The 21,667-nt window shown below is 68.6% G+C and carries 20 protein-coding genes; 11 read left to right on the forward strand and 9 right to left on the reverse strand.

The annotated features are described in order from the left end of the window. Positions 1 to 11 precede the first annotated feature (11 nt). From ABIE08_RS17990 to ABIE08_RS18035, 10 genes are all read left to right on the forward strand, one after another. Entirely contained in the window at positions 12 to 2,528 is a 2,517-nt protein-coding gene (locus ABIE08_RS17990) for a circularly permuted type 2 ATP-grasp protein (RefSeq protein WP_354553196.1), read from the forward strand. Between the two features lie 2 nt (positions 2,529 to 2,530). Further along, positions 2,531 to 3,424: a transglutaminase family protein gene (locus ABIE08_RS17995; protein ID WP_354553604.1), complete on the forward strand. Its 894-nt coding sequence runs from the start codon at positions 2,531 to 2,533 to the stop codon at positions 3,422 to 3,424. Positions 3,425 to 3,629: 205 nt separating this feature from the next. Beyond that, positions 3,630 to 3,911, forward strand: a complete 282-nt coding sequence (locus ABIE08_RS18000; protein WP_354553198.1) for an acyl carrier protein — start codon at positions 3,630 to 3,632, stop codon at positions 3,909 to 3,911. Positions 3,912 to 3,933: 22 nt separating this feature from the next. Beyond that, positions 3,934 to 4,401: a 3-hydroxyacyl-ACP dehydratase FabZ family protein gene (locus ABIE08_RS18005; RefSeq protein WP_266334484.1), complete on the forward strand. Its 468-nt coding sequence runs from the start codon at positions 3,934 to 3,936 to the stop codon at positions 4,399 to 4,401. Further along, positions 4,398 to 5,633 carry a beta-ketoacyl-ACP synthase gene (locus tag ABIE08_RS18010; protein ID WP_354553200.1) on the forward strand — a complete coding sequence of 412 codons (1,236 nt, stop codon included), beginning with the start codon at positions 4,398 to 4,400 and terminating at the stop codon, positions 5,631 to 5,633. The genes ABIE08_RS18005 and ABIE08_RS18010 overlap by 4 nt, the downstream gene beginning before the upstream one ends. 14 nt (positions 5,634 to 5,647) lie before the next feature. Continuing rightward, complete coding sequence (locus ABIE08_RS18015; protein WP_354553202.1) at positions 5,648 to 6,934, forward strand: beta-ketoacyl-ACP synthase; 1,287 nt, start codon at positions 5,648 to 5,650, stop codon at positions 6,932 to 6,934. An 89-nt stretch (positions 6,935 to 7,023) separates the two neighbouring features. After that, on the forward strand, positions 7,024 to 8,049 hold the full coding sequence (locus ABIE08_RS18020; RefSeq protein ID WP_354553204.1) for a zinc-binding dehydrogenase: 1,026 nt from the start codon (positions 7,024 to 7,026) through the stop codon (positions 8,047 to 8,049). 5 nt (positions 8,050 to 8,054) lie between these two features. Then, entirely contained in the window at positions 8,055 to 8,990 is a 936-nt protein-coding gene (locus ABIE08_RS18025; RefSeq protein WP_354553206.1) for a lipid A biosynthesis lauroyl acyltransferase, read from the forward strand. Between the two features lie 434 nt (positions 8,991 to 9,424). Beyond that, positions 9,425 to 9,907 (forward strand): MmcB family DNA repair protein, encoded by a 483-nt coding sequence (locus ABIE08_RS18030; protein WP_354553207.1) that lies wholly within the window; start codon positions 9,425 to 9,427, stop codon positions 9,905 to 9,907. Positions 9,908 to 9,988: 81 nt separating this feature from the next. Continuing rightward, positions 9,989 to 10,339 (forward strand): RidA family protein, encoded by a 351-nt coding sequence (locus ABIE08_RS18035; protein ID WP_266334473.1) that lies wholly within the window; start codon positions 9,989 to 9,991, stop codon positions 10,337 to 10,339. A 79-nt stretch (positions 10,340 to 10,418) separates the two neighbouring features. On the opposite strand, the gene mtnA is transcribed toward ABIE08_RS18035, so the two are convergent. Continuing rightward, positions 10,419 to 11,513, reverse strand: a complete 1,095-nt coding sequence (gene mtnA / locus ABIE08_RS18040) for an S-methyl-5-thioribose-1-phosphate isomerase (RefSeq protein WP_354553209.1) — start codon at positions 11,511 to 11,513, stop codon at positions 10,419 to 10,421. A gap of 87 nt (positions 11,514 to 11,600) precedes the next feature. On the opposite strand from mtnA, the gene mtnC reads away from it, so the two are divergent. Further along, positions 11,601 to 12,311: an acireductone synthase gene (gene mtnC / locus ABIE08_RS18045; RefSeq protein WP_354553211.1), complete on the forward strand. Its 711-nt coding sequence runs from the start codon at positions 11,601 to 11,603 to the stop codon at positions 12,309 to 12,311. A 432-nt stretch (positions 12,312 to 12,743) separates the two neighbouring features. Here mtnC and ABIE08_RS18050 read toward each other — a convergent pair whose 3' ends face one another. The 8 genes from ABIE08_RS18050 to ABIE08_RS18085 all read right to left on the reverse strand — a co-directional run bounded on the left by ABIE08_RS18050 (position 12,744) and on the right by ABIE08_RS18085 (position 21,661). Continuing rightward, complete coding sequence (locus tag ABIE08_RS18050) at positions 12,744 to 13,475, reverse strand: dienelactone hydrolase family protein (RefSeq protein WP_354553212.1); 732 nt, start codon at positions 13,473 to 13,475, stop codon at positions 12,744 to 12,746. A 55-nt stretch (positions 13,476 to 13,530) separates the two neighbouring features. After that, positions 13,531 to 14,460: an ABC transporter permease gene (locus tag ABIE08_RS18055; protein WP_354553214.1), complete on the reverse strand. Its 930-nt coding sequence runs from the start codon at positions 14,458 to 14,460 to the stop codon at positions 13,531 to 13,533. Next, the gene (locus tag ABIE08_RS18060) at positions 14,457 to 16,082 is read right to left on the reverse strand and encodes a sugar ABC transporter ATP-binding protein (protein ID WP_354553216.1); all 1,626 of its coding nucleotides are present in this window, start codon (positions 16,080 to 16,082) and stop codon (positions 14,457 to 14,459) included. Before ABIE08_RS18060 ends, ABIE08_RS18055 begins: the two co-directional genes overlap by 4 nt. After that, a complete protein-coding gene (locus tag ABIE08_RS18065; RefSeq protein WP_354553218.1) occupies positions 16,079 to 16,993 on the reverse strand; it encodes a sugar ABC transporter substrate-binding protein in 915 nt (304 codons plus the stop codon). Before ABIE08_RS18065 ends, ABIE08_RS18060 begins: the two co-directional genes overlap by 4 nt. Positions 16,994 to 17,058: 65 nt before the next feature. Then, entirely contained in the window at positions 17,059 to 18,597 is a 1,539-nt protein-coding gene (locus tag ABIE08_RS18070; protein ID WP_354553220.1) for a xylulokinase, read from the reverse strand. 118 nt (positions 18,598 to 18,715) lie between these two features. Continuing rightward, a complete protein-coding gene (locus tag ABIE08_RS18075; RefSeq protein WP_354553222.1) occupies positions 18,716 to 19,501 on the reverse strand; it encodes a heme ABC transporter ATP-binding protein in 786 nt (261 codons plus the stop codon). An 82-nt stretch (positions 19,502 to 19,583) separates the two neighbouring features. Beyond that, positions 19,584 to 20,681, reverse strand: a complete 1,098-nt coding sequence (locus tag ABIE08_RS18080) for a FecCD family ABC transporter permease (protein WP_436409575.1) — start codon at positions 20,679 to 20,681, stop codon at positions 19,584 to 19,586. After that, positions 20,663 to 21,661 carry a heme/hemin ABC transporter substrate-binding protein gene (locus tag ABIE08_RS18085; protein ID WP_354553224.1) on the reverse strand — a complete coding sequence of 333 codons (999 nt, stop codon included), beginning with the start codon at positions 21,659 to 21,661 and terminating at the stop codon, positions 20,663 to 20,665. Before ABIE08_RS18085 ends, ABIE08_RS18080 begins: the two co-directional genes overlap by 19 nt. Positions 21,662 to 21,667: the final 6 nt, after the last annotated feature.

Raw genomic sequence — 21,667 nt, forward strand, 5'->3', positions numbered from 1 at the left:
CAGGATTGCCGATGCCCGTGACGCGTAAGGAAACGCTGCGCCGCAGCAAGGTCGCGGCCGACCGGGCGGAGCGGCTGATCGCCCACTACCGGCCGCTGCCCGGCATCGCCGACGAGTTCATCGGCGCCGATGGCAGCATCCGGCCGCATTGGATGCGCTTCGTCGAATCGATGGCCGAGCTGGGCCCGAGCGAAGTGCAGCACCGTTTCGGCCAGGCCGACCGCCATCTCGCCGATTCCGGCGTCGTCTTCCGCGTCTATGGCGCGGAGAATGGCGACGAGCGGCCCTGGCCGCTGTCGCATGTGCCGTTCCTGATCGAGCCGAAGGAATGGGCCCGCCTCGAAGCCGGCCTGATCCAGCGTGCCAAGCTGCTCGACGCGATTCTGGGCGATGCCTATGGCGAGGGGCGGCTCGCCGCCGATGGCGCGCTGCCGGCGGCGATCATTGCCGGCAGTCCGGAATATCTGCGCCCGCTGGTCGGCGCCGAGCCGGTCGGCGGCCATCATCTGCGTTTCTACGCCGTCGATGTCGGCCGTGGTCCCGACGGGCGCTGGTGGGTCGTGTCCGACCGCACCCAGGCGCCATCCGGCGCCGGCTACGCGCTGGAAAACCGAATCGCCCTGTCCCGCGCGCTGCCCGACCTCTATCGCAGCTTCAACGTCGAGCGGCTGGCCGGCTTCTTCCAGGCGTTTCGAACCGGGCTGAACCGGCTGAACCGGCATGAGGAAACCCGCGTCGCGCTGCTGACGCCGGGCCCGCTCAACGAGACCTATTTCGAGCACGCCTATCTGGCCCGCTATCTCGGCTTCGTCCTGGTCGAGGGCGAGGACCTCACGGTGCGCGACGACACCGTCTACATGCGTACCATTTCCGGCCTGAAGCGGGCCGATGTGCTGTTGCGCCGCCTCGACGCCGATTTCGCCGATCCGCTGGAACTGAACCCCGCCTCGCGGCTCGGCGTGCCGGGCCTGGCCGGCGCGGTGCGCCAGCGCAATGTGGCGATCGCCAATGCGCTGGGCTCCGGCCTGGTCGAGGCGCGGGCCATTCTGGGTTTCCTGCCCGGCCTCTCCCGTCGCATCCTCGGCGAAGACCTGATCCTGCCGAATGTCGCCACCTGGTGGTGCGGGCAGACGCTCGAGCGCGACCATGTCGTGGCCGAGTTCGACCGCATGGTGATCGCGCCGGCGCTCGGCGCCAGCGTGCCCGGCTTGCTCGATCGCGGCGCGGTGCTCGGCGCCACCATCGATCCCGATCGCAAGGCCGCCCTGATTCGCGCCATCGGCCGGCGCGGCACGGATTTCGTGGGCCAGGAAGCGGTCAAGCTCTCGACCACGCCGGTCTGGCGCGGCGAGGGCGACAGCGCCCGGCTGGAGCCCCGCCCCTCGATCCTCCGCCTCTATGTGGCGCGCACGAATGACGGCTGGACGGTGATGCCCGGCGGCTTCTGCCGGGTTTCCGACCAGCCCGACGCCCGCGCCGTTACCCTGCACCAGGGCGGCGCTTCGGCCGATGTCTGGGTGCTGTCTGACAAGCCGGTGGCGGAGACGACGCTGCTTGCCTCGCCCGACAAGGTTGCGCTGCAGCGCATGACGCAGACGCTGCCCAGCCGGGCGGCGGAAAACCTGTTCTGGCTCGGCCGCTATGTCGAGCGCACCGAGGCGACGCTGCGCATCGTGCGCGCCATCGCCGGCCGGCATATCGGCGCGGAATATGACGGCGAGGCGGTGATCGCCCAGCTCGACGCGACGCTCTCCTCCGCCGGATCGATCGGCGACACCGACGAGGACGCGACCCCGACCGAGCGCGCCCTCGCCATGCTGACCGACCGCAGCGATTTCAACACGGTGCCGCGCCTCGCCCAGGCCTCGCGCCGGGCGGCTTCCGTCATCCGCGACCGCCTGTCGCCCGACGCCTGGCGCACGGTCGCAGATCTCGAAGTGCTGCTGAACCAGCCGCTGGAGGCGCAGACCGACAGCGACATGCTGGAGCGCGCCAATGCGGCGCTGCGGCTGATCGCGGCCTTTTCCGGCCTGGTGCAGGAAAACATGGTGCGCCAGCAGGGTTGGCGCTTCCTGGAGACCGGTCGCCGCATCGAGCGCGGCCTCGCCATTGCCCGCGCCGCGCGCTTCTGCGGCCTCTCGGGCAAGGCCGGCGAACTCGACGCGCTGCTCGAACTCGCCGACAGCCAGATCACCTATCGCATCCGCTATGTGATGCTGGCCGCGCGCGTGCCGGTGGTCGACCTCGTGCTGCTCGACGGCGGCAATCCGCGCGCGCTCGCCTTCCAGGCCGAGAGGATCCGGCAATTGCTGGCCGACATGCCGGCGCATGCCCCGGCCGGGCTGCTGGGACCTGCCGACCGGCTGGCAACCCGGCTCGCCGCCGAACTGGGCACGGCCGATGCCGCCGCCCTCGATGCCGACGACCTGATCGGCTTCGAGCAGACCTTGATGAAGATCTCCGACGAGGTGGCGCTCGCCTATTTCACCCACCGGCGCGCCGCCGACCCGGTCGATGGCGGGGAATGACCATGCTCTACGACATCCGCCAGACCACCCGTTACACCTATGCCTCGCCGGTGCCCTTCTCGCGCCAGGTGCTGCGCCTTCTGCCCGTCGCCCGCAAGGGCCAGCGGGTCGTCGCCGCCGACCTCGTCATCACGCCGGAGCCGACCGAGCGGCAGGACGGCTTCGATTTCTTTGGCAATCGCATCACCACCGTCGCCTTCGCCTTTCCGCATGAGGAGCTGACCCTGGAGACGCGCGCCCGCGTCGCCGTTGACGCCGGCGACAAGCGCGACAGCGAGGCGACGCCAAGCTGGGAGCAGATCCGCCGCCAGGCCGTCGCCGAAGCGGATCTCGGGCCGCTGTCGCCGGTGCATTTCCTGTTCGCCAGCCGCATCATCGCCATCGACGACGCGATCGCCGCCTATGCGGTGGCAAGCTTCCCCGCCGGCCGGCCGATCCTGGCCGCGGCGTTCGATCTCACCTGCCGGATCAAGGCAGATTTCGCCTACGACCCCGAGGCGACGGATGTCACGACGCTGCCGGCCGACGCCTTCGCCAAGCGGGCCGGCGTCTGCCAGGACTTTGCGCATGTGATGATTGCCGGCCTGCGCACGCTGGGGCTGCCGGCCGCCTATGTCAGCGGCTTCCTGCGCACGCTGCCGCCGCCCGGCCAGCCGCGGCTGGAAGGGGCGGATGCCACCCATGCCTGGGTCGCCGTGTGGTGCGGCCGCGAGGCCGGGTGGATCGGGCTCGATCCCACCAATGGCGTCGTCGCGGCCGAGGATCACGTCGTGCTGGCGCTGGGGCGCGATTACTCCGATGCGGCGCCTGTGGACGGCATCATCGTCATCTCTGGCGACCACCAGCTGGATGTCGAGGTCGACGTGCTCGCCATCTCCGGCTCCGATGCCGGATAACATCAATCCGGGACCGAATTCGCCGGGCGAGCGGGACAGGCTGGTATTTCTCGACGGCACACGGTATCAGGACGAATGCAATTCCCTGCCGCCTTGGCTTGCGGGATCGGTTGTCATGTCTGCCGCAAACGCTTCGACGTCGTTGCAAATGTGCAGGCTTGCTCCGATATGCGAGAGCCATTCTAGATAGGATTACGTGACCGTCATGTCTTCCACGTTCGACGTCGTCGCCGATGTGATCGCCCAGACCAGCGAAATTCCGCGCGAGAAGATCACCCCTGAATCCCACGCCATCGACGATCTGGGCATCGACAGCCTCGATTTCCTCGACATCGTGTTCGCCCTCGACAAGAAGTTCGGGATCAAGATCCCGCTCGAGCAGTGGACCCAGGAAGTCAATGCCGGCAAGGCTTCGGTCGAGGATTACTTCCTCCTGAAGAATCTCTGCGCGCATATCGACGACCTGGTCGCCAAGAAGAACGCCTGACAGGATCGGCGTCGAAGCCATCATGCGTCTCGAATATTTTCAGATGATTGATCGCATCGTCGATTTCGACGCTGCGGCCGGTCGTATTCATGCCAAGGCTTTCGTCCCCGAGACGAGCCCGGTGTTCGAAGGTCACTTTCCCGGCTATCCGATCCTGCCGGGCGTGCTGCTGATCGAGACCATGGCGCAGGCTTCCGGCTTCCTGATCCTCGGCCTGAACGGCCTCTCGCGCATGCCGTTCTTCGCCGGCAGCAAGAAGGCCAAGTTCCGCAAGTTCATCGAGCCCGGCGCCGAGCTCGACGTCTATGCGACGCTGACGCATGACGGTTCCGGCTTTGCCGTGACCGAGGCGAAGATCGAGTCGGATGGCCCGGTCTGCGATGCGGAACTGACGCTGCGCGTCATGGATTTCCCGGCCCCGGAACTGGTCGAGAACATGCGCGAGCGGGTGCGGCAGATCGGCCTGACGCCGGTCGGAGATATGGTATGAGCGACACTTCCGGCGGCAACAGCGCCCGCGACGTATGGGTCACCGGCATCGGCCTGATCTCCTCGCTGGGCGAGGGCCTCGATGCCCACTGGCAGGCGCTTGCGGTCGACGAGCCGCATGCCGGCAGCGTCGACACCGAGCATTTCGCGCCGTTCCCCGTACACGCCATGGTGCCGCTGCAGCTCGACAAGCAGATTCCGCGCAAGGCCGACCAGCGCCAGATGGAGCCGTGGCAGCGCCTCGGCACCTATGCCGCCGGCCTGGCGCTCGCCGATGCCGGCCTCGCCGGCGACCTCGAGCGGCTCGCCCATATGGACATGATCGTCGCGGCTGGCGGCGGCGAGCGCGACGTCGTGGTCGACGGTCAGATCCTGGCCGGTCTCGGCAGCGCGGAAAATCCCGACGCCTTCCTGAACGAGCGCCTCGCCAACGATCTCCGCCCGACGCTGTTCCTGGCGCAGCTTTCCAATCTTCTGGCCGGCAACATCTCGATCGTCCACAAGGTGACCGGGTCGTCCCGCACCTTCATGGGCGAGGAACTGGCCGGCATCAGCGCCGTCGAGATCGCGGCGCGCCGCATTCGTGCCGGCGGCCAGGGCGAACAGTTCCTGGTCGGCGCCGCCTATAATGCCGAGCGCAAGGACATGCTGCTCAGCCTCGCGCTGGGCAACACGCTGTGGCAGGGCGCGGTCAATTCCGTCTGGGAGCGGGCCAATGCCGGCGGCGGCATGGTCACCGGCTCGCTGGGCGTCTTCCTGGTGCTCGAATCGCGCGAAAGCGCCCAAGCGCGCGGCAAGTCCGGCTATGCCCGGCTGGGTCCCGTGCTGTCCGGCCGCAGCCGCCGCGAGCCCGGCCAGGCAACGGCCGTGGCCCGGGGCCAGATCGAGGCGCTGCGTGCGGAACTGGGCGACAAGCCGGTCGGCCTGCTGTCGGGCGCGAGCGGCGTCGCCGCCCCCACGCTCGAGGAACGGGCCCTGCTCGAGGCGCTGGTCGCCGAGGGCACGGTCGGTCCGATTCGCGCCACGCAGAGCCTGCTTGGCAACAGCCTGGAGGCCGCTTTCCCGGCCCAGGTCGCGCTCGCCGCGCTGGCGCTGTCGCGCAAGGGTTTCTATCGGCCGGCCGATCCCACCGGATTGGAACTTGAAGCGACCGACGTCCCCACCCAGATCCTGGCGACGAGCTGGGGCTTCTGGCGCGGCGAGGGCATGGCGCTCCTCGAAGCGATCGACTGAGAAAGGTCACGATCATGGGCAAAGGCAAGACGCGGGATCATCTCGGTCGTCCGGTCGTCGCCGTCACCGGCATGGGCGTGGTCACCTCGCTCGGCCAGGGCATCGACGACAACTGGTCGGCGCTGACGTCCGGCAAGTCGGGCATCCACCGCATCACCCGCTTCCCCGTCGATCACCTGCGCACGACGATCGCCGGCACCGTCGACTTCCTGTTCGACGAGGCGCCGCGTTCGGCCGTGCTGACGGAAAAGCTGGCCGAACTCGCCGCCGAGGAAGCCATTGCCCGCGCCAGGATCGGCACGCCGGGCGATTTCCCGGGCATGCTGTTCATGGCGGTGCCGCCGGTCGAGCTCGACTGGTCGGTGAAGCGGGAGCTGTTCGAGGGTGGCGACACCACGACGGTCGATCCCTATGACCGCATGATCGACAGCGCGATGTCGCTCAACAGCCCCGAAGCCTATGAGTACGCGCTCTATGCCTGCGTCGCCGAGAAGACGGCCGACCGGTTTGGCACGCGCGGCGCCCCCATTTCGCTGTCGACGGCCTGCGCTTCGGGCGCGACCGCGATCCAGCTCGGCGTCGAGGCGATCCGCCGCGGCGATACGGATGCGGCGCTCTGCATCGGCACGGACGGCTCGGTGCAGGCGGAATCGCTGATCCGCTTCTCGCTGCTTTCCGCCCTTTCCACCAACAATGAAGACCCGGCGACCGCCTCGCGGCCGTTCTCGAAGAACCGCGACGGCTTCGTTATGGCCGAGGGCGCCGGCGCGCTGGTGCTGGAAGATTACGACGCGGCGGTGGCGCGTGGCGCCGAGATCCTCGCCGTCATCCGCGGCGTCGGCGAGCAGGCCGACGATTTCCACCGCACCCGCTCCAAGCCGGACGGCTCGCCTGTCATCGGCGCCATGCGCCAGGCGCTGGGCGATGCCGGCATCGGGCTGGACGAGATCAACTACATCAATGCGCACGGCACCAGCACGCCCGAAAACGACAAGATGGAAGCCTTGTCGCTCGAGGCGGTGTTCGGCGAGCACGTCAAGTCGATCCCGATCAGCTCCAACAAGTCGATGATCGGCCATACGCTGACGGCGGCCGGCGCGATCGAGGCGGTTTTCTCGATCCAGACGATCCGCAGCGGCGTCATTCCGCCGACCATCAACCACGACGTGGCCGACCCCTCGGTGTCGCTCGACGTGGTGCCGAACGTCGCCCGCGAGGCCCCGGTCTCGATGGTGCTGTCGAACTCGTTCGGCTTCGGCGGGCAGAACGCCTGCCTGGTGATCGCGGCCAGCCCCGCCTGACCGCGACGCTGGGTCCGGCGCGTGCCTCTGGCATGTTGCGCGCCGAGGCGGTAAAGCAGGCCCTGTTCAGAACGACAGACGGATAACTCATGCGCGCCCTGCAGCTGCTCGCCGACCGCAAGCTTTCGATCGTTGATGCCCCGATGGCCCCCGCGCCCGGTCCGGGCGAGGTCCGCGTGGCAATGGGCGCCGTGGCGCTCAACCACATCGACGTCTGGGGCTGGCGCGGCATGGCCTTCGCCAAGCGCAAGCTGCCGCTGACCGTCGGCGCGGAAGCCGCCGGCACCATCGAGTCGATCGGCGAGGACGTCGAGGGCATCAAGGTCGGCGACCGCGTCGCCATCTACGGCGCCGAAACCTGCGGTACCTGCCCGGCCTGCCATGCCGGCCGCGACAATCTCTGCGAGAACGTCGCCGGCGTGCGCGGCTTCCACATTGACGGCCTCTGCTGCGAATATGTGACGCTGAAGGCGCGCCACGTCGTCGTCGCGCCGCACGGCGTGGCCCTGCGCGACATCGCCTGCACGCCCGTGACCTTCGGCACCGTGCAGCACATGCTGTTCGACAACGCCAAGCTCGAGGCCGGCCAGACCATCCTCGTCCAGGCTGGCGGCAGCGGCATCGGCACGGCGGCGATCCAGCTTGCCAAGGCAGTGGGCGCCACGGTCATCACCACCGTCGGCAGCGACGAAAAGGGCGAGAAGGCCAAGGCGCTCGGCGCCGATCACGTCATCAACTACCGCGAAGACCGCTTCGAGGGCGTCGTCCGCAAGATCACCAAGAAGCGTGGCGTCGACGTCGTGTTCGAGCATGTCGGCGTCGATACCTGGGCGGGCAGCATGTTCTCGCTGCGCCGGGGCGGCACGCTGGTCACCTGCGGTTCGACCACCGGCATCTCGACCGAGATCAACCTGTTCCAGCTCTACCAGCAGCAGCTGCGCCTGATCGGCTCGTTCGGCTGCCGCATCGAGAACATCTCGCAGTCGCTGGCCAAGATCGCCGCCGGCGTCGTCAAGCCGGTCATCGACAGCGTCGTGCCGCTTGACGACATGGGCGATGCGCTGGACCGGATCGAGCAGCGCCAGGTCTTCGGCAAGATCATCGTCACGCTCTGATCCCCATGGCGCTGCCCAGCAAAAAGAAGAAGCCGGTCAAGCTGATGCGGCGCATCACGCGCAGCAGGGCGGCGCATGCGACGATCGCCTTCGTCGTGCGCGGGCTGACCGTCGGCGTGCGCAGCCTGGGCGAACAGCGCGCCGGCCGCGTGGCGGGCTCGGTCGCCCGCTTCATCGGCCGCTTCGTGCCCGAGTCCAAGCTGGCGCGGCGCAATCTTGCCGCCGCCTTCCCGGAGAAATCCGAGGCCGAGCGGGAAAAGATCCTGCAGGGCGTGTGGAGCAATCTCGGCTGCACGGTCGCGGAGTATGTCTTCCTCGACAAGCTGGTCGATATCGATCCCGAGCGCCTGGGCGAAGGCCGCATCGACGTGGTCGGCGTCGACCAGTTCCTGGCGATGCGCGACGACGGCAAGCCGGGCATCATCTTCTCGGCCCATCTCGCCAATTGGGAAATCCTCGCCGTGGTCGCGGCGCGGTTCGGCCTGCCGGTCGTGTCGCTGTTCCGCGCGCCCTCCAACAACATCATCGGCGAGGACCTGCTGCAGCAGCGCGAGCAGATGATGGGCAAGCTGGTGGCCTCCAATCGCGGCGCCACCTTCGAGGTCGGCGCGGCGCTGGATCGCGGCGAGCATCTGGGCATCCTCACCGACCAGCATCACCGGCGCGGCCCGCAGGTACCGTTCTTCGGCCGGCCGATCTACGCCAACCCGCTCGTGGCCCGCCTCGCCCGGCAATATGACTGCCCCGTGCATGGCGCCCGCACCATCCGCCTGCCCGACGGCCGCTTTCGCGTCGAGCTGACGCCGCCGGTCGAGATGCCGCGCGACGAAGAGGGCCTGATCGACGTCGACGCCGGCACCGCCAAGGTGATGTCGGTGGTCGAGGGCTGGGTCCGCGAACACCCCGAGCAATGGCTCTGGCTGCACAATCGCTGGCGATAGCGGGTCAATCCTGCCTCGCTGCCATCTCTCTCAACATGCTGAGGAGGCCCGAAGGGCCGTCTCGAAGCACGCAGGGCCTTCGCCGGCATCGACTCTCGCTCTCCGGGTGCGGACGTCCGCGCGCCCCGTCACCTCTCCCTGAGGGAGAGGTCGGAGCGACCTCGACGAAGTTCGCGCAAACTGCAGCGGGCGGAAACGGACCGTCGCCCCGGCGAAGGCCGGGGCCCATAAACTCCGGCCGGACATGGGTAGCTCTATTCACGAGGCCGGTGTGTCTGGATCCCGGCCTCCGCCGGGATGACGACGGAGCGTTGCGGAGGTCGGCATTGCCCGGTGTCCGCGAAGAGATGTTCCCTGACAGGATGAAGCGCAGGCGACCGAACGTCCCAGTCGCCGCCCTTTAATTCCCCGTCGCCGCGTGGCAAACTCTGTTCATGGTTCATTCTCCTGTCCTCGCGGTGCCGCGTGACGGCCGCCAGTCGGATATGGCGCTGGCCCTGCAGCGCGGCGTCGGCCGGCTGTTCCGGGCGCGCGGCCATGCCATCGTCACCGAACTGGTGCTGGCGACGGGTCGGCGCGCCGACATCATCGCGCTCGGCCCGTCCGGCGAGATCACCATCGTCGAGATCAAGTCGTCGATCGCCGATTTCCGCGCCGACGGCAAATGGCCGGATTACGCCCCCTATTGCGACCGGCTCTATTTCGCCAGCCATGCCGGCGTGCCGCAGGAGATCTTCCCGGAACAGGCTGGCCTGATCCTGGCCGATGCCTATGGCGCCGAAATCCTGCGCGAGGCGCCGCATGCGCCGCTGGTCGCCGCCCGGCGCAAGGCGATGACGCTCCGCTTCGCCCAGGCCGCGGCGCACCGGCTGCACGGTCTCTTCGACCCTGAGGCCGGCTTTCGCGAGATGCTCTGACGGGTGAGTTCGCGCGCCGGGCTTGAAGCCATGGCGCTATGCCGCTAGACGGGATCGGCCAATTCGCAAAAGGAAAATCCCATGAGCAGCATTCGTCGCATCGAGCCGGGCCCCCGCATGAGCGCAGGCGTCGTCCACGGCAACACCGTGTATCTCGCTGGCCAGGTCGGCAATCCGGGCGACGACGTCGCAGCCCAGACGCAGACCGTGCTCGACACCATCGACCGTCTGCTGGCCGAGGCCGGCACCGACAAGTCGCGCATCCTCTCGGCCCAGATCTGGCTGGCCGACATGGCCAATTTCGGCACGATGAACACCGTCTGGGACGCCTGGGTCGACAAGGCCAACCCGCCGGCACGCGCCACGGGCGAATCGAAGCTCGCCACGCCGGCCCATCTGGTCGAGATCATCATCGTCGCCGCGCTGCCGTAGGTTCGGCCAAGCTGCGAAGACGTTCAGCGGCGACGGGTCATCCCGTCGCCGTTTTCGTTTGGGGCCGGCCGACGCTGGCTCAGCCCTTTTCGGGATAGAGCGCCCGCAGGCCCTCGCGGCTCGCCGGGGCGACGCCGCGCTCGGTGACGAGGCCGGTCACCAGGCGCGCCGGGGTCACGTCGAAGGCCGGGTTGCCGACCTTCGTGCCCTTCGGCGCCAGCCGCACCTTGACGATCGAGCCATCGCCGGCGACGCCGGAAATATGCGTCACCTCGTCGGAGGCGCGCTCCTCGATCTCGATCTCGGTGACGCCGTCCTGCATGCCCCAGTCGATGGTCGAGCCGGGCAGGACGACATAGAACGGGACATGGTTGTCCTTGGCGGCGAGCGCCTTCAGATAGGTGCCGATCTTGTTGCAGGCGTCGCCCGAGGCGGTGACGCGGTCGGCGCCAACCAGGCAGATGTCGACCTGGCCATGCTGCATCAGATGGCCGCCGGCATTGTCGACGATCAGCGTGTGCGGCACGCCATGCGAGCCGAGTTCCCAGGTCGTCAGGCTGGCGCCCTGGTTGCGCGGCCGGGTCTCGTCGACCCAGACATGGACGGGGATGCCGTCGTCATGGGCGCGGTAGACGACGCCGAGCGCCGTGCCCCAGTCGACGCAGGCGATCCAGCCGGTGTTGCAATGGGTCAGGATGTTGACCGGGCGCGAGCGGCCATTGGCCTCGTAGATCTCGCGCACCAGCCTCGCGCCCTGTTCGGCGATCGCGCCATTGGTCTCGATGTCCTCGGCGCGCAGCCGGTCGGCCGTGACATAGGCGGCGACCGCGCGGTCGTCCGGGGCGAGATCGCGGACCTCTTGGCGCATGATCTCCAGTGCCCAGCGCAGATTGACGGCGGTCGGCCGCGCCGCGTTGATCGCGTCGAAGGCGGCGTCGACATTGGCGTCGGACGGGTCGTCGCGCAGCGCCATGGCATAGCCATAGGCGCCGGTGACACCGATCAGCGGCGCGCCGCGCACGACCATGCGCTTGATCGCGTCGATGGCGTCGGCGACGTTCATCAGCTTCAGCGTATCGAAGCGATGCGGCAGCAGCGTCTGGTCGACGACCGTGACCGTCGTCTCCGAGGGATCGCGCCAGATCGAACGATAGGCTACGCCGTCGACTTTCATCAAAAATTCCTCGACCGAAAATAGGATGACCGCTCTCACGTAATCGAGTAGAGGCGGAAGTACCAGTCAACCATCAGGATTCCAGTGATGTCGACCCCGCAAATCCGCGCCGTCCTGACCGATATCGAGGGAACGACCTCGTCGATCTCCTTCGTCAAGGACGTGCTGTTCCCGTTCGCGCGCAGCCGCCTGCAGGGCTTCGTCACCGAGCACGCCGCCGACCCGGCCGTCGCGGAGGCGCTGGCCGAGGCGCGTGCGCTGGCCGGACGGCCGGACCTCGACACCGCCGCGACCATCGAGCTTTTGCAGGGCTGGATCGACGAGGACCGCAAGGCGAAGCCGCTGAAGACGCTGCAGGGCATGATCTGGGAAGATGGCTACCGCTCCGGCACGCTGAAGGGCGATGTCTATCCCGATGTGGTCGAGAAGCTGACGGAATGGAAGGAAAGCGGGCTTTCGCTCTATGTCTATTCGTCCGGCTCGGTGCTGGCGCAGAAGCTGATCTTCGGCTTCACCCATTCCGGCGACCTGACGCCGCTGTTCTCCGGCTATTTCGACACCGCCATCGGCTCGAAGCTGGAAGCCGAATCCTACCAGGCGATCCCTGCCGAGATCGGCCTTCAGCCTTCGGAAATCCTGTTTCTGTCGGACAATACGAAGGAACTCGACGCCGCCCGCGACGCCGGCATGAAGACGATCGGCCTCGATCGCGGCGAAGTCGTCATCCCGCCGGACACGACGCACGCTATCGCCAAGGATTTTGCCGCCATCGACGCCAAGGCCGGCACGGTTCGCTGATCGGGTGGGGGGGGTGAGCAAACCCCTCACGCGATTGGGAGGCAAAGCAAGACCCTCACCCAACCCTCTCCCGCAAGCGGGCGAGGGCTTTTTTGGCCGGTGCGGACGGCGACAACGAGCCAGGCTGGTTGGGCGCCTTCGCCATCCGCCCAGGCTCTCTGTCGGCGTGGTCGATACGGAACAACGGGGTGCGTTGCGCCCCCTCTCCCGCGCGCGGGAGAGGGCTGGGGTGGGGGTCTGACCGGCCAGCGTTGCCGAGACTGCCCAGCCGCAGCGCCACCCTGCCTCCGCCGCCCCCCCACCCTCGCCGTCATCCCGGGCGAAGGCCCGGGATCCATTCAGCCGTGGTGTCGGGAGGTTGTTCCGGCCAAGGCACCGACTGCATGGATCCTCGCTTTCGCGAGGATGACGTAGAGCCGAGCGTGAGCCGCCTTACCTCAGCGTCTCCTCAAAAAACGCCAGCAGCCGCTTCCAGTGGCGTTCGGCGCCCTTCGCGTCATAGACGCTGTGGTCGCTGACCGTCCAGCCATGCGGCATGCCGACATAGTTCTCGAGCACGTAGTCGACGTCGGCCTCGCGCAGCGCCTCGGCGAGCTTGGCCGATTGTGCCGGCGGAAAGCTGCTGTCGGTGCCGGCCATGCCGACATAGACGCGGCCCCGGATGTCGGCGGCCTTCCGATGCGGGCTGTCGGGGGCGTCGCTGGCGAGATTGCCGCCATGGAAGCTTGCCGCCGCGGCGATCCCGTCCGGATAGGTCGCCGCCGCCGTCAACGCCCGGCCGCCGCCGAAGCAATAGCCCACCGTTCCGATCCGACCCGTCGCGCCGGCCTTTTCCAGGGCGTCGAGGAAGGCGCCGGTGTCGGCGGCGGTCATGGCCTGCGTCGTCGCCTGCAGCAGCGCCCGTAGTACCCCTCGCGTCGCCTCGTTGTTGAAGGCGTTGGTATCGAACGGGCCATAGGGCGCAGCGCGATAGAAGAGGTCCGGCACCAGCACGAAATAGCCGGCATCGGCCAGCCGCTCGGCCATGCCGTATAGCGCCGGCCGCGGCCCGAAGGCGTCGCAATAGAGGATGACGCCCGCCTTGCTGGCGTTCGGCCCGGTCGGCGCGAAAAGCCCGGCCTTGGCGACGCCATCGGCCGTCTGGATCTCGACGTCTTGTCTCATCGCAGCTCTCGATTTTTGGAAAGGTTCGATGAAGATAAGGCGGCAGAAGCCATTCTCAATCGCTGTCGCGACCAAAGTTGCGGACGAGGACGGCGGCGAGGATGATCGCCCCGGTCAGGAGGTCCTGCAGGAAGCTCGGCACGCCGAGGATGGTGAGGCCGTTGGAGACGACGGCGATGATCGCCGCGCCGACCAGCGTGCCCGGAATGCTCGGCTCGCCTTCGCGAAACGCCGTCATGCCCAGGAAGACCGCCGCATAGGCCTGCAGCAAATAACCGCCGCCGCCGGTCGGATGCGCGCTCCCGAGGCGTGCCGTCAGCAGCAGGCCGGCGAGGCCCGCCAGCGCCGCGCAGAGCGCGAAGGCGACGATCATGTCGCGCCGCACCGGCAGGCCGACCAGGCGCGCTGCCTCGCGGTTTCCGCCGATTGCATAGAGGCGGCGGCCGAACTCGGTCTGGTCGAGCAGCAGCCAGAAGACAACCGCCACGCCGATCAGCCAGAGCGTCGGCACCGGCACGCCGGCGAGCGTGCCGCGGCCGAGATCGCGAAAGCCGGCCGGAATGCCGGAAAACATCGTCGCGCCGTTGGAGACCCAGAAGGTCAGGCCGCCGATGACCGTGCCGAAGGCGAGCGTGGCGATGAAGCTCGGCACCTTGTAGCGCGCGACGAGGAAGCCGGAGACCGACCCCATCGCCACGGCCGAGACCAGTACGACGATCATCACCACCGGGACCGCGATGCCGGCCGCGAACAGCGCGGCGGCGGCGATGCCCGCCCAGGAGACGACGGCCGAGACGGAGAGGTCGAATTCGCCCAGCACCATGACCAGCGTCGCGCCGATGGCGACGATGGCGAGCAGCGCCATCTGCTGGGTGATGTTGACGAGGTTCGACATCGAGCCGAAGGCGTTGGGCGAGGCGATGGTGAAGACGAGGACGATCAGCGCCAGCGCCAGAAGCGTGCCGTAACGGCGAAGAAGGATCATGCGGAGCGTTCCGAGGGCGGCATCTGCTCGTCGGGAGCATGGCCGAAGGCGGCGGCGACGACCGCCGCGCGGGTGAGCGAGGGACCGTCGAGCTCCGCCACCAGCCGTCCGGCATGGAGCACGAGCACGCGGGTCGAAAGGGCGAGCAGTTCCTCGATGTCGCTGGTCGCCATCACTATGGCGGCGCCATCGGCGGCGATCCTGCGCATCTCGCCATGGATCTCGGCCTTGGCGCCGACATCGACGCCGCGCGTCGGCTCGTCGACGAGCAGGACGCGGATCGGGCGGCCGAGCCAGCGGCCGAACAGCAGCTTCTGCTGGTTGCCGCCGGAGAGCGTGGCGGGGGAGTGGTCGAGGCCGCCGGCCACGAGGCGCAGCCGCGCGCCGGTGGCCCTGGCGAAGTTGCGGATTTTTACGCGCGCCGGGACGGCGAGGCGGTCGAAGGCACGAAAATCGGAGAGGTGGGCGAGCGAAAGATTGCTCTCGATCGAGAGCGCATTGGCGAGGCCCTCGCGGCGCCGGTCTTCCGGCACATAGGCGCAGCCCGCGGCGATGCGGCCGGCCGGTCCATGTCCCGGCACCTGTCCGTTGATGGCGATCAGCCCGCGCCCGGGCGTGGCGCCCCAGATGGTCTTCAGCAGCGAGGAGCGCCCGGAGCCGACAAGGCCGTAGAGCCCGACGATCTCGCCCGGCCGCGCCGCAAAGGTGAAGCGGCTGTCGCCGGGCCCGAAGGCGAGGTCGGTGGCGAGCATGTCTTTCTCACCTCTCCCAGAGGGAGAGGTCGACGGCGAAGCCGGCGGGTGAGGGGTTGCAGCGTTTCCGGAGAGGGCTGAACCCCTCACCCGGCCCTGCGGGCCGACCTCTCCCCATGGGAAAGGTGAAGGGGCGTCACCCGCCGTCCCCGACATCATCGCGACCAGTCCCGCGCGGCTGGTGTCGGCGACGGAGCCAGAGCCGACCGTGCGGCCGTTGCGCAGCACGGTGTAGCTGTCGCAAAGGTCGAGCACCTCGTCGAGCCGGTGCGAGATGAACAGCACCGCGCAGCCCTCGGCGGAAAGCTGGCGCACGATCGCGTGCAGCCGCTCGGCCTCGCCCTCGGAAAGGCTGGAGGTCGGCTCGTCCATGACGACGAGGCGGGCTGGCTCCATAAGCGCGCGAACGATTTCCGCCATCTGGCGCTGGCCGGGCGTCAACCGCGCGGCGGGCTTGTCGAGCGGCAGGTCGGGGGCGATGCGCGCCGCGACTTCGGCGACCTTGGCCCGCATGGCGCGGCGGTCGATGAAAGGCCCGCGCCGGGGGTGGCGGCGGCCGATCCAGGCATTGCCGACGGCGTCGAAATGCGGAACCAGGTTCAGTTCCTGGTGGATGAAGCGGAAGCCGAGCGCTTCCGCCGCGCGCGGACCGTCGATGGTCACGTCTGTCCCGTCGAGGCGGATCGTGCCGGCGTCCGGCTGGTAGAGGCCGGACAGAGTCTTGATCAGCGTCGACTTGCCGGCGCCGTTTTCGCCGACAAGCGCATGCACCGACCCCGCGCGGAGCGCGAGATCGGCATGGTCGAGAGCTTTCGTCGCGCCGAAATGCTTGACGAGGCCGCCCAGCGCGAGAAAGGAATCCGATGTCACGGGCAGGTGACGCCCAGCGTTTCCGGGGTGATCAGCTTGGCCGGGGCGTAAATCTCGGCCGTTTCCGGCGTCTTGCCGGCGAGGATCTGCGTCAGGCCTTCGGCGGCGAGGCCGGCCATGGCGTCAAAGTCCTGGCTGACGGTGCCCTTGATGTGGCTGCACGACTTGATCAGCTCGACCGCCTGCGGGTTGCCGTCGATGCCGGCGATGATGATCTTCGAATCCGGCTTGTCGGCCTCGATCGCCAGCTGCGCGCCGATCGCCGGCTCGTCCCAGGCGGCCCACACCGCGTCGATCTGGTCGCCCTGGCTCTTCAGCCAGTTTTCCGTGGTCTTGCGGGCATCATCGATCGGGCCCGGCACGACGACGTAATGGTCGGCGATCACCTTGATATCGGGATATTTCTTCAGCGCCGCGTCCAGCGCCAGCTCGCGCTGGTGCACGCCCGGATGGGCCGAATAGAAGAACTTGACGATGTTGCCCTTGCCGCCGAGCTTGCCGAACAGGAAGTCGGACAGCTTGGTGCCGAGTTCGAAATTGTCCGAGGTGACGTTGAGCACGACGCCCGGCGCCTTGGCGCCGTCGATGGTGATCACCGGAATGCCGGCGGCGGCGGCGGCGCTGACCTGGTCCTGGATCTGGGTCGGGTCGACGCTGACGAGCACGATCGCCGCGACCTTGGCGGCGACGACGTCCTCGATGCGGCTGGCGAGCTGGCCCATGTCGCCGCGCGTGTCGACGACGGTCGCGTTCCAGCCGGCGGTCTTGGCCTTGTCCTGGAACACGTTGATCATCTGGTTGGTGGCGACCGAGCTCTGATACGGCGTCAACACCGCCACATCGGCGGCGAACGATCCGACCGTCGAAGCCATCAGGCCGGCAAAGGCCAAGCCAAGAATTCCAGCCCGCATTTTATCACTCTCCCCTTGGGTGCGGGGAGAGTGATATCGCTTCCGCTAGCGTCGGCGCAAGCGGATCAGAGCGCCGGATCGAGCGCGGCGGCCAGCGCCCGGGCATGGCTTGCCGCCATGCGATAGGCGGCGAAGCGCCGGGCCGCCCGCTTGGCCCGCTCCTTGCGCGGCTTGACGACGGTCTCGTCGCGGATGCCGGCGACCTTTTCGGTCTTCCTGGCGCGTCCGGCGGTCTTCTTTTCCTCGCCCGCCGGCGCTGCCTTGGCCGCCAGGCCGATGATCGGCGCGATGATGCGGAAGGCGCCATAGGCCGTGACGATGCGGCTCGCGGCCGGCACCGTCACCTTGGCGCCCGTCACGTCGGCGATCAGCTGCGCCACCGTCAGGCTGCCGGCGACGCCGCCGGCGAGCGCGATGGTCGCGGGGCGGATCGGCAGCGCGTCGAGATTGTCGCGGATGGCGTGGGCAAGCCCTTCCAGCACGGCATAGGCCAGCGCTTCCGGCGCATGTTCGCGGTCGAGGCCGAAGAACGCGCCGCGCACGGCGCGGTCGGAGAAGGGCGCCCGTTCGCCGATCAGATAGGGCAGGAACAGCGCGCCGGGCGGATTGGCGTCCTGCGTCTCGGCGGCGGCATAGAGCTCGCCGACCGGCTTGTTGGCGATCGCCGCATACCAGTCGATCGCCAATCCCGCCGCCAGGAAGGGCGAGATGACGATCACGTCGGTGCCGACGGGGGCCGCCAGCGTGTAGGCGTCGCGCGGCGGCTTGGCGACGGAATAGGGCATGGTCGCCGCGATCCAGCCGGTGGTGCCGAGATAGGCGTGCGGCCGGTCGTGCTGCTCGCTCGCCGTGCCCCAGGCCGTGGCGCCGCCATCGCCTGCGCCGACATAGACGGGGATGCCCGGCTTCAGGCCGAGCGCGCTCGCCGGCTCGGCCAGCAGCGGACCGGCCAGCGCGTCGGCATCGAGGATATCCGGCAGGATCGCCGGCGACAGGCCGATGGCGCCCAGGATCGCCGCATCCCAATGGCGCGCGGCGAGGTTCAGCAGGCCGGTGGTGGTGGCGCAGGTCGGATCGACGACGGCGCGGCCGGTCATGCGATGGATCATCGCGTCCTTGGCGCCGAACAGCACGCGCTCGACCTTGCCCATGGCGTCGATCTCGTGGTTCAGCAGCCAGTCGAGCCGGAACAGGCAGAGCGCCGGCTCGGCCCGGTTGCCGATGCGGGTCTCGAAATCGCCCGGCAGCTGCGCCTTCAAGGCCGCGATCTCCGCTGCTGTTACCCGCGCATCGCTATAGAGCAAGGCAGGGCGCACGCTGGAGCCGTCGCGGCCGAGCAGGATCACGTTCTGCATCGAGCCGGTCAGCGTGATGGCGATCGGCTGCGCGTCGATGGCGAGCGCCTTGACCGCGTCGATCGTCGCCTTCCACCAGAGCGCCGGGTCCTGTTCGGCCCAGCCCGGATGCGGCGCCTGGGTGGTGATCGGCGCATCGGCGGAGCGCAGCGTGCGGCCGGCCTCGTCGAACAGGGCCGCCTTCACCGACGAGGTTCCGACGTCGACGATCAGTACCTTGCGCGCCGGCACCGGCTTCTTGGCTGCCATGTTCGAATCCATGTCCGCAGTTTCGGGAGGCGCAATCTAGAGCCTGTTCCGTGGCGATGGAATCGACATGGCGACGCGCCCCTCCCGTTCCGGCAGGTTGTCCGCCGAAAGCTTGGCGTCAGGCGGCGTGGGCGGTATGCGGCAGGATGAAGGGCGCATCGGTGGGGACGCCGCCGACATGCACGCTGACGCCGAAGACGGCGCGCATCATCGCGTCGGTCAGCACTTCGCGCGGCGTGCCGCTGGCGGCGATGCGGCCCGCGCTGACGACGATGATCTTGTCGGCATAGAGCGCCGCGAGGTTCAGATCGTGCAGGATGGCGATGACGCCGCCGCCGGCACGGGCGAAGTTGCGCGCCGTGTCGAGGGTGAGCAGCTGGTGGCGCAGGTCGAGGCTCGCCGTCGGCTCGTCGAGGAAGAGATAGCGCGGCACGCCGTCGACAATCGGCTCCCACACCTGGCAGAGCACGCGGGCGAGATGCACCCGCTGCTGCTCGCCGCCGGAGAGCTCCTGGAAGAAGCGGCCGCCAAAGCCGTTCAGATCGACCCGGATCAGCGCGGCGGCGACCCGGGCGGCGCGGTCGGCCGGGCTCAGCGCGCCGCTGGTGCCGAGGCGGACGACCTCATGCACGGTGAAGGGGAAGGCGAGCGAGGAAGCCTGCGGCAGCACGGCGCGGCGCTGCGCCAGCTCATACGGACGGTAGGCGCCAAGCTTCCTGCCGTCCAGCTTGATCGTGCCGGTCGCCGGGCGCAGTTCGCCGGTGACCGCCTTCAGGATGGTCGATTTGCCGGCGCCGTTCGGCCCGACCACCGCCGTCAGCTCGCCCGGCGCGACGGTGAGCGAGACATTGTCGAGAATGGCGCGCTGGCCGGCGCGGACGGTGAGGGCTTCAACTTGCAGCATCTCTGCTTCCCGTTTCCTGGGAGAGCGGCCGGCCCACCGGGGCCGCCGCGTCTCCGTCTTTCATCGCAGGCCGAATGGACGCCTAGAGATCGATCACGCCGCGCTTCCTGAGCAGGATCGACAGGAAGAAGGGCGCGCCGATCGTGGCGGTGACGATGCCGATCGGCAGTTCGGCCGGGGCGACGATGGTGCGGCAGATCATGTCGGCGACAATCAGCAGCGTGGCGCCCAGCAGCGCGGTTGCCGGCAGCAGCGTCCGGTGCTCCGGCCCGATCACCAGCCGCAGCACATGCGGCACGACAATGCCGACGAAGCCGATGATGCCGGCAAAGGCGACCGAGACGCCGACGGCCAGCGCCACGACGAGGATGATCAGGCTCTTCAGGAACTGCGTGTTGAAGCCGAGATGGCGGGCTTCCGCCTCGCCCAGCACCAGCGCGTCCAGCCCTCTCGCGGTAAACGGCATGGCGAGGAACACGCCGACGATGAAGGGGGTGGCGAGCAGGATCTTGTGCCAGGTCGCGCCGCCCAGGCCGCCCATTGACCAGAAGGTCAGTTCGCGCAACTGGAAGTCGTCGCTGCGGAAGACGAGATAGGCGGTGATCGCCCCGGCGATCGCGCCGAGCGCAATGCCGGCGAGCAGCATGGTGCCGACCGAGGTCTGGCCGCGCCGCGTCGCGATGGCATAGAGCAGCAGCGTCGTGCCGAGGCCGCCGAAGAAGGCGGCGATCGGCAGCGCGCCGATGCCCAGGAAATCCATCACCGGCGCCAGGAAAGCGCCACCGAGCACGATGACCAGCACCGCGCCGAGCGCCGCGCCGGCCGAGACGCCGACCAGGCCGGGATCGGCCAGCGGGTTGCGGAACAGGCCCTGCATCATCGCGCCGGCCAAGGCCAGCGCCGCGCCGACCAGCGCTCCCAGCAGGGTGCGCGGCACGCGGATGTCGAACAGGATGACGTGGTTGACGGTGCTGATCGCATCGAAGCGGCCGGCGATCGCGTCGGAAAGCAGGCCGGCGACCTCTGCCGTCGACATGCCGGAGGGGCCGACGCAGAGCGAGATCACGCTGACGGCAACGAGCAGGACGACCAGGCTGGCGGTCACCACCCGCGCCCGTCCGCGGCGGTCGCCGGCGACCGGGGCTGTCATGGCGAGGCTCATCAGTCGGCTGCCGGCCATTCGGGAAGGTCGAGGGTCGGATAGAGTGCGTGCGCAAGATCGCGCGCCGCGTCCGCCGTGCGCGGCCCGAAGCCGAGCAGGTAGAGGCCGTCCATGGTGACGAGCGCCTTGTCCCGGGCCGCCGGCGTCGCGCGCAGAGCGGGCGAATCGAACACGACTTCCCGCTTGGGCGGGCCGCTCTGGCCGATCATCATCACGACGACTTCCGGCTCGGCTGCGATCAGCGCTTCGTCGGAAGCCGGCTTGTAGCCTTCGACGGCTGCCATCGGATTGATGCCGCCGGCCATCTGGATCATCGAATCGGCGGCGGTGTTGTGGCCGGCGGCCATCGGCTTGCCGCCGTTCAGGCTCATCAGGAAAACGGCCTTCTTGCGCTCGTTCTCCGGAATCTTGGCGATCGCGGTATCGAGCGCCTTGAACTTCGCCGCCATGGTGCCGGCGAGCTTGTCGCCCTTTTCCGTCTCGCCGAGAATGTCGGCGATCAGGCGCACCTTGGCCAGGATGCTGTCGCCGGTCCGGCGCTCGGGCACGATGACGATCGGCACGGAAGCGGATTCGAGCAGGGTGATCGCGTCCTTCGGGCCGGAGCCCTCGACGGCGATGATCAGGTCCGGCTTGACCGAGAGCACGCCCTCCGCCGACAGCGCGCGCATGTAGCCGACGTCCGGCTTGGCGGCGGCCTCGGGCGGATAGGACGAGGTGGTGTCGCGGGCGATGATCCGGTCGCCGGCGCCCAGCGCATAGACGATCTCGGTGATGTCGCCGCCGATCGTGACGATGCGGTCGGTCGAGCCGATCGTGACCTTACGGCCGGTCGCATCCTCGATCACCCGCTCGGCCGCGACCGACTGCACGATCGCGCCGCAGGTAATGACGATGGCGAAGGCCAGCCCGAACAGGAACGGGAAGCGGCGGCCCGACAGGCGCTCGACCGAGCGGAGGACGCCGAATGGCGAAGGAGAATGCGAGAGCCTCATCATGATCCC

Origin of the sequence: Kaistia defluvii, assembly GCF_040548815.1 — a bacterium.
Classification (GTDB): Bacteria; Pseudomonadota; Alphaproteobacteria; order Rhizobiales; family Kaistiaceae; genus Kaistia; species Kaistia defluvii_A.